Origin of the sequence: Bacillus sp. JJ864, from assembly GCF_036963045.1 — a bacterium.
Lineage (GTDB): Bacteria > Bacillota > Bacilli > Bacillales > Bacillaceae_G > Bacillus_A > Bacillus_A pseudomycoides_C.
On sequence record NZ_JBALLY010000044.1, the window covers coordinates 24,092 to 31,895 of the forward strand.

7 protein-coding genes and 1 pseudogene are annotated in these 7,804 nt (G+C 40.1%); 5 read left to right on the forward strand and 3 right to left on the reverse strand.

Annotated elements, in window-relative coordinates; genetic code table 11:
* Nucleotides 1-12: 12 nt before the first annotated feature.
* The 5 genes from aspS to V7024_RS08270 all read left to right on the forward strand — a co-directional run bounded on the left by aspS (nucleotide 13) and on the right by V7024_RS08270 (nucleotide 4,826).
* Nucleotides 13-1,788: an aspartate--tRNA ligase gene (gene aspS, locus V7024_RS08250; RefSeq protein ID WP_335518158.1), complete on the forward strand. Its 1,776-nt coding sequence runs from the start codon at nucleotides 13-15 to the stop codon at nucleotides 1,786-1,788.
* A gap of 324 nt (nucleotides 1,789-2,112) precedes the next feature.
* The gene (locus V7024_RS08255) at nucleotides 2,113-2,880 is read left to right on the forward strand and encodes a tRNA threonylcarbamoyladenosine dehydratase (protein ID WP_335518161.1); all 768 of its coding nucleotides are present in this window, start codon (nucleotides 2,113-2,115) and stop codon (nucleotides 2,878-2,880) included.
* A 277-nt stretch (nucleotides 2,881-3,157) separates the two neighbouring features.
* A complete protein-coding gene (locus V7024_RS08260) occupies nucleotides 3,158-3,619 on the forward strand; it encodes a hypothetical protein (protein WP_335518164.1) in 462 nt (153 codons plus the stop codon).
* Nucleotides 3,616-3,870, forward strand: coding sequence for a hypothetical protein (locus tag V7024_RS08265; protein WP_335518167.1), 255 nt, complete (start codon nucleotides 3,616-3,618; stop codon nucleotides 3,868-3,870). Before V7024_RS08260 ends, V7024_RS08265 begins: the two co-directional genes overlap by 4 nt.
* Nucleotides 3,867-4,826, forward strand: a complete 960-nt coding sequence (locus V7024_RS08270) for an IS200/IS605 family accessory protein TnpB-related protein (protein ID WP_335518169.1) — start codon at nucleotides 3,867-3,869, stop codon at nucleotides 4,824-4,826. The genes V7024_RS08265 and V7024_RS08270 overlap by 4 nt, the downstream gene beginning before the upstream one ends.
* Before the next feature lie 340 nt (nucleotides 4,827-5,166).
* On the opposite strand, the pseudogene V7024_RS08275 reads toward V7024_RS08270, so the two are convergent.
* The 3 genes and pseudogenes from V7024_RS08275 to V7024_RS08285 all read right to left on the reverse strand — a co-directional run.
* A pseudogene (locus V7024_RS08275) lies at nucleotides 5,167-5,595 on the reverse strand (DUF2306 domain-containing protein); the annotation flags it as partial.
* A 117-nt stretch (nucleotides 5,596-5,712) separates the two neighbouring features.
* Complete coding sequence (locus tag V7024_RS08280; protein ID WP_335518171.1) at nucleotides 5,713-6,363, reverse strand: RsfA family transcriptional regulator; 651 nt, start codon at nucleotides 6,361-6,363, stop codon at nucleotides 5,713-5,715.
* Nucleotides 6,364-6,400: 37 nt separating this feature from the next.
* The gene (locus V7024_RS08285) at nucleotides 6,401-7,687 is read right to left on the reverse strand and encodes a replication-associated recombination protein A (protein WP_335518174.1); all 1,287 of its coding nucleotides are present in this window, start codon (nucleotides 7,685-7,687) and stop codon (nucleotides 6,401-6,403) included.
* Nucleotides 7,688-7,804 lie beyond the last annotated feature (117 nt).

Genomic DNA, 7,804 nt, shown 5'->3' on the forward strand with positions numbered 1-7,804 from the left:
GGGGAAAAGAAAATGGCTGAAAGAACGCATGCATGCGGAAAAGTAACAGTAGAAGCAGTTGGACAAGCGGTTCAATTAAAAGGTTGGGTACAAAAGCGCCGTGATTTAGGCGGATTAATTTTCATTGACTTACGTGACCGTACAGGTATTGTACAAGTTGTATTTAGCCCAGAAACTTCTAAAGAAGCGTTAGAAGTAGCAGAAACAATTCGCGGTGAATACGTACTGCATGTAGAAGGTATAGTTGTTGAACGCGCAGCTGGTGCAATTAATGAAAATATGGCTACAGGCCGCATTGAAGTACACGGGGCGAAAGTAAACGTACTAAATGCAGCAAAAACAACACCAATTATGATTACAGATGATACAGATGCATCAGAAGATGTACGCTTAAAATATCGTTATTTAGATTTACGTCGTCCTGTTATGTACAACACATTCAAAATGCGTCACGACGTAACGAAAACAATTCGTAACTTCTTAGATAATGAAGATTTCTTAGAAGTAGAAACACCAATTTTAACGAAAAGCACACCAGAAGGAGCTCGTGATTACTTAGTACCAAGCCGTGTACATGAAGGTGAATTTTATGCATTGCCGCAATCTCCGCAGCTATTTAAGCAGCTTCTTATGGTCGGCGGATTTGAGCGCTATTATCAAGTAGCACGCTGCTTCCGTGATGAAGATTTACGTGCAGACCGTCAGCCAGAATTCACGCAAGTCGACATTGAGACATCATTCTTAACGCAAGAAGAAATTCTCGAAATGACGGAACGTATGATGGTAAAAGTGATGAAAGAAGCAAAAGGTCTAGAGGTGAGCGTACCATTCCCGCGCATGACATATGCTGATGCAATGGCACGCTACGGCTCTGATAAGCCTGATACACGCTTTGCGATGGAACTGATTGACCTATCAGAGTTTGCGACAGGCTGCGGATTTAAGGTGTTCACAAGCGCTGTAGAGAGCGGTGGACAAGTAAAAGCAATCAATGCAAAAGGTGCAGCGAGCAAATATTCTCGTAAGGATATCGATGCATTAACAGAATTCGTTAAAGTATACGGAGCAAAAGGGTTAGCTTGGTTAAAAGTTGAAGAAGACGGTTTAAAAGGACCAATCGCAAAATTCTTTAACGAAGAAGATGCAAATGCGCTTATGAGCACGTTAGAAGCGAATGCTGGCGATTTATTATTATTCGTTGCTGATAAGAAGAGCGTTGTTGCAGACAGCTTAGGAGCCCTTCGTTTACGTCTAGGTAAAGAACTTGAGTTAATTGATGAAAGCAAGTTTAACTTCCTATGGGTAACAGATTGGCCGCTTCTTGAATATGATGAGGATGCTGATCGTTACTTCGCAGCGCATCACCCATTCACAATGCCATTCCGTGAAGATGTAGAACTATTAGAAACAGCGCCAGAAAAAGCGCGTGCACAAGCGTATGACCTTGTATTGAATGGTTATGAGCTTGGCGGCGGCTCACTTCGTATTTACGAGCGTGACGTACAAGAAAAAATGTTTAAAGCACTTGGTTTCTCACAAGAAGAAGCACAAGAGCAGTTCGGCTTCTTACTAGAAGCATTTGAATACGGTACACCGCCGCACGGAGGAATTGCATTAGGTTTAGACCGCCTTGTCATGTTACTTGCAGGTCGTACGAACCTTCGTGATACAATTGCTTTCCCGAAAACAGCAAGCGCAAGCTGCTTATTAACAGAAGCGCCAAGCCCAGTCGCAGACACGCAGCTTGAAGAGCTTTACTTACAATTAAAAGTAAAAGAAGAGAAGTAAGAACGAATCCTAGATGGACATACTAATTCCATCTAGGATTTTTTATTTGAGTATATAACTTATATAAATACAAATTGAAAAAATGATATAAAAACCCTTTTCTTTTTAGTGGAGGACGAGAGCAACTGGCCGTGCATAGAAGCGGTCAGTTCCTTTTCCTGCCACGTGCAAAGTATAAAACACAGAGAGGAAGCAAGAAGCAGTCATGTTTTATTCTGAAAGGCAGCGACTTAGATTCTAAAAAATCAAAGTGGATATATACAAATAGTCGGAAAAACGCTAGAATACATGGTAGACCATTTTTGTAATAGGAGTGTAGGACGCATGTTACATCAATTTTCACGTAATGAATTAGCCTTCGGTAAAGAAGGTCTTGAAATATTAAAAAATAGTACAGTAGGTATTTTAGGAATTGGCGGCGTTGGTTCGTTTGCAGCAGAAGCGTTAGCGCGTTCTGGCGTAGGTCGTCTTGTATTAGTTGATAAAGACGTTGTGGATATTACAAATGTTAACCGTCAAATCCATGCGTTACTTTCTACTGTGGGTCGTTCGAAAGTAGAACTAATGAAAGAACGTATTGCTGATATTAATCCGGACTGCGAAGTTATCGCATTAGAAATGTTTTATACAGATGAAACATACGAAGAGTTCTTTAAACATGGTTTGGATTTCGTAGTGGATGCATCTGATACAATTACGTTCAAAATTCATTTAATTAAACAGTGCTTGCGACGTAAAATTAAAATCATTTCAAGTATGGGTGCAGCAAATAAAATGGATCCAACTCGTTTCCGCATTGCCGATATTTCTAAAACAAATACAGATCCAATTGCGAAAGTCATTCGTACGAAACTTCGTAAAGAAGGTATTAAAAAAGGTGTGAAAGTTGTATTCTCTGATGAAAATCCAATTGTGATTCGTGAAGATATTCGCAAAGAAATCGTTCCAGATGAAAATGCAAAAATTCGCAAAGCGAAATTACCACCGTCCTCTAACGCCTTCGTTCCGTCTGTGGCAGGCTTAATTATGGCAAGTCATGTTGTGCGTGAACGTTTGAAGGATATCGAGGTAAAACGTGTGGGACAAGAGTAAAAATAATAAAAAAGCGTATGCTCTTATGGGGAGCATGCGCTTTTGTTAATTTATCATTTTATACCCCAGAAGACCCCTTCTTCAAACGCGTGAAGGGCAGAGCCAAGCGGTAAGAAGGGGATGAATGGGGGCTCTTGCTGCTCCTTTTTCTGTCTGATTCTCATACACATGAAATTTTTCTGTAAAATCTCATGTATTTGTTGAAATCGCTTCTTAGCTTGTATAAAATAGAAATAGAAAAGGAACAAATGTTCTTGTTAGGTAGTGAAGAAGGAAAATGAAGAAAACCTATTTTTCTCAAAGGGTGTATAAACATACCTTACCAACTGCACTTGTGAACGAATTGTCTCATGTTTTGCACATTTTCAATCAAGCAAAACGTTTTGCCTTTCAAACTTTGGTTCGTGAAAAGCGCTGGAGCCGAAATCTGCATAATGAAAGTCTACAAATTGTCTTGAAGAAACACTTTAGTCTTAACGACTATTATGCCAATAGTGCTCGGCAAGAAGCGATTGCCCTATTCTCCGCTTTAAAAGAACAACAAACACTCCATCTTCAACAAATTGACGAGAAAATCAAAGACCTCAAGAAGAAACTCAAATCCGAACGCTCCTATCTAATGAAGATGAAAAAAGTGAAAGAGAGTTTTAAGAAAGGGAAACCGACATTTCCGAAGAACACTTTTTTACCATCCAACCAAGCGGGATTGTCTCCCTTTCTCTTCCAAAGAAAACGATGATTTGGCTGACCTTCTATTCTTTTGAACACTGCTATTTAGACCCGAAAATCAAGAACACAAAAGCAAAAATTGGACGGTTGAAGCACCGATTAGACCGCCTTCAACAAAAGAAAGAAAAGCTGCAAAAACATGTTCCAAGTGCTGTGTTTGGCACAAAAAAATTATTTCGATCTCAGTTTACAAAAGAAGAATTTGAACCCATCATGAAGGATGGAAAACTCTTTTCTCTGCCGCCCGAAACAAACAGATGATGATTTCCGGCCGCAAAGATGCTCGCTGTGGTAACTTTGTTTTTCAATACAACATGGAAAAACAGGAACTCACTTTTACCTCTATTCGTGGAAATGTGTTGACTTTCCCGTTTGTGATGTTTCCGTATGGACAAGACATTGTCAACCATGTAATAGAAACACAAATCGCGTGTAAACAAAAAAAGAAGTATGGTCAGCCTATTTCTTGGTCGATCGAAGACCACGGAACGTATTACCTCATCAAATGTATGGTAGATGTAGAACCCAATCCCTACATTAACTTCAGTACAAGTGATGGTGTCATTGGAGTGGATTGTAACTATGATCATTTGGCCTGGGTAAATGCTTCAAAAGATGGAAACTATCTCGAAAGCGGCATTCTTTCTTTTTCTTTAGAGGGGAAATGTTCTGGTGCCATTACAAAAATTCTAGAAGCAGAGGCGATTCGTCTTGTCGAATTGGCCGCCCGAAAGAACAAACCGATTGTGCTGGAGAAGCTGGACACTACGCTCTCGAAAACGGGAAATAAGTACGATAGCAAGAAGAGAAACCGAAGGAAAAGTATGTTTGCATACCGAAAGATGATAGATGCGATTCAAAGCCGTGCAAACAAGATGGGGGTGGATGTAAAACAAGTAAACCCGGCGTACACATCGATTTCTGGAAAAATGAAGTATATGCGCAAATTTGGTATCTCCATTCATCAAGCAGCTGCTTTCATGATTGGGAGACGCGGGTTAGGTTATCAAGAGAAGGTACCGAACGTGTTCAAAACCTATATGGATCTAACGAACATGCATCATTGGAAACAATGGAACAAACAACTAGCTGTTCGTACACATGTATTGTATACGTTGTTTGATGTAAATCGGCCTCATGATGGTATGAACGAATCTCATATGGAGCTAACAGAAGAAGAAAGAAAGAAAAGGAATGCGCAAATTGCTTGCGTATAAAGGATGAGATTACGAGTTACTCGACCTACTTCTTAACGATACAAAACAGAACACAAGGTACCAGTCTTTTACTCCCTTCACCAGAGCAGATGATGTGGTCTAGGAGCTGGGTGCATTGCCTTGTGTTCTCTCCTCTATGTCGCTTGAAGAGGGCGTACCTTTTTCTGTCTGCTTGCACAGGGGCAGAAAGGGGTCATCTTTAGGTACTTCGGATTGACGGTATAGAGAACTTCTCTTGTTGAACGGAGAAGGTTCTAGAACCTGTTGTCATCGGAGCAAGAGGTTCTAGAATCCCCCACTTCAAGTGGCGGTAGCCGATAAGTGGGGGTAGTTCAATAATGATGATTGAAATAAGTGGTGTTCCAATGAATGTTGGAAGAAACCAGATAAATAATGTTGGAATCTCTTTTATGAGTGGGATTTTTGAAGCGTTTGTAATAAGAGTTGCCGTAACGATACCGATGTAAGAGCCGAGCATCCCTGAAATGTGTGTAGAAATCCAATTTTTCCATCGCATCTTTGCGGATACATACCCCATTAATGCTAAGCCGTATGAGAATATGGCGATGTAAAATAAATAGGAGTTTTTTTCCCAATGAAGGATTGCAAAGATAACCGCAGTTATAAACACAATGACGTAAAAACCGTGATATACTTCTCCAAATAGTGTATGAATACCACGTTTCTTTTTAGCAAAACCGGAAAAAAGACCTGTAATCAAACAAATAAAACCTGAAATAATATGAATGATTAAAAATAGTGAAAACAGGACGAACACCTCCTTTTACATAAGTATGCTAATTAAAAGGAAATAGATATAAAAAATAAAAATCCAAAAAATGTAAAATGAAAAAAGAGAGTGGCTAAGCTACTCTCTTTTTTCATTTTAATTTTCCGCTGTGTACACAATATCTAAATTTCCGTTCTGATCCATTTTGAAAATCGGTGCCATCTGCTCTTTTGGCTCGTCTAATATAACAAGTTTGCGAGCTCGGTCCATAATTCTAACAAGTGTTTCATAGTCTTCTTGTACAGATTGTTGTTGCTTCTGCAATGTTTCAAGCTTTTTCTCTAATTCTTGATTTGTTTTTCGCTGTTTTTCGAGCTGTCGACTTAACGTTTCATTTTCAGTTTGTAACTTCTCTAATCGCGGATTGTTTTGTTCAATGTTTTGAAGAAATGAGATTACCTCTTGCATCGTAAGTGATGGTTGATTTGCGCTGAGTTCCTCTGAAAACTCAGCCTCAATAACGACCTTTTTCTTCGCCTCCAATCGTGATACTTGCGGTTTCGGTTTTACTGCTTGCTCTCTCTTTAATTCTTTTCGTTGTTTTCTCGCAATTTGCACAGCTTCTTCATAGCCTTGCCGAACTTCTGCATTCCAACGAAAGCCGCAAGCGGCAGATGTTCTATTTAATTGATCGCCCACTTCATCAAATGCTTTTAGTTGCGTGCTGCCATCGCGAATGTGATGTAAAACGGTTTCTGCTAGAAGTAAATCATCTTCTCCAGTCCATGCATCCTGGCGCATTTTCATTGCGAAACCTCCATATTTCATGTCGTTTTCGCTTATATTACCCTTTTGATTCACTTTTATACGAATGTTGCAATCTTTCATAAACAGAAGCAAGTGCTTGTTCAAACTTTCCTGTTTTCTTTGGTTTATAGTATTGCTTGTTTTTAATTTTATCCGGTAAGTATTGTTGCTGAACCCATCCATTAGGATAATCGTGCGGATATAGGTAGTCAATTCCTCTGCCGAGCGATTCTGCACCTTTATAGTGACTATCTTTTAAATGAGCTGGAACATCACCAGTTTGTCCGTTTCGTAAATCGTGAAGTGCTGCATCAAGCGCCTTATACGCTGAATTTGATTTTGGTGATAAACATAGCTCAATGACCGCATTGGCAAGTGGAATGCGCGCTTCTGGAAAGCCGACGCGTTCTGCGGATTCGATGGCAGCTAGCGTACGAGGACCGGCTTGTGGGTTTGCAAGTCCAACATCTTCGTATGCCATAATCAGTAATCGTCTGCCAATGCTTTGCATGTCACCAGCTTCAATAAGGCGAGCTAAATAATGAAGAGCGGCATTCACATCACTTCCGCGCACTGATTTTTGGAAAGCTGATAAGACATCGTAATGAGCGTCGCCCCCTTTGTCATGTACAAAACTTTTCTTCTGTAAACATTCTTCAGCAATTTCAAGTGAGATTTCTACTGTTTCTTCATTTGTTGTAAAGCTAGATAAGACAGCGAGCTCAAGTGCATTATAAGCAGAGCGCATATCACCGCCAGATGCGTTTGCGAAGTGACGCAGAGCTTCATCGGTTACGATTACGTTGTATTCTCCTAGTCCTTTTTCCTGATCAGTTAAAGCGCGTTTTAATCCTTGTAAAAGGTTTTCCTCTGTTAAAGCGTGTAGTTCAAAAATTTGACAACGGCTTCGAATAGCGGAATTAATTGCGTGAAATGGATTGCTTGTCGTTGCCCCAATTAATGTAATGAGCCCGCTTTCTAGGTGAGGAAGAAGGAAATCTTGTTTTCCTTTATCTAATCGATGCACTTCATCTAAAATTAAGATGAGATGTCGATGCATTTTTGCCTCTTGGACAACAACTTCCATATCTTTTTTATTATGAGTAACAGCATTTAATAGACGAAAAGGCATACCGATACTGCCGGCAATGGCGCTTGCGATTGATGTTTTTCCTGTTCCGGGAGGTCCGTATAAAAGCATTGATTGTAGATGCTTTGCTTGTACCATCCGCCATAAAATTTTGCCTTCGCCCACTAAATGTTCTTGTCCGATAACTTCTGTAATATTGGTCGGACGCATTCGATGTGCGAGTGGTTGTTTCATATGTTCTCTCTCCTTCAGTGCCCGTTCGTTGCTTATCCCGCATTAACGGGCAGTAATACTCCCACTTCAAAATTTGGTAAAGCAAAGAAGTTAGATGGGAGATAAACTGCCCGTAAA

Excerpts from the sequence above, each read along its gene's own strand:
- aspS (WP_335518158.1), top strand. The coding sequence starts at position 13 with ATGGCTGAAAGAACGCATGCATGCGGAAAAGTAACAGTAGAAGCAGTT.
- V7024_RS08280 (WP_335518171.1), bottom strand. The coding sequence starts at position 6,363 with ATGAAAATGCGCCAGGATGCATGGACTGGAGAAGATGATTTACTTCTA.
- V7024_RS08285 (WP_335518174.1), bottom strand. The coding sequence starts at position 7,687 with ATGAAACAACCACTCGCACATCGAATGCGTCCGACCAATATTACAGAA.
- V7024_RS08260 (WP_335518164.1), top strand. The coding sequence starts at position 3,158 with ATGAAGAAAACCTATTTTTCTCAAAGGGTGTATAAACATACCTTACCA.
- V7024_RS08265 (WP_335518167.1), top strand. The coding sequence starts at position 3,616 with ATGATTTGGCTGACCTTCTATTCTTTTGAACACTGCTATTTAGACCCG.
- V7024_RS08270 (WP_335518169.1), top strand. The coding sequence starts at position 3,867 with ATGATGATTTCCGGCCGCAAAGATGCTCGCTGTGGTAACTTTGTTTTT.
- V7024_RS08255 (WP_335518161.1), top strand. The coding sequence starts at position 2,113 with ATGTTACATCAATTTTCACGTAATGAATTAGCCTTCGGTAAAGAAGGT.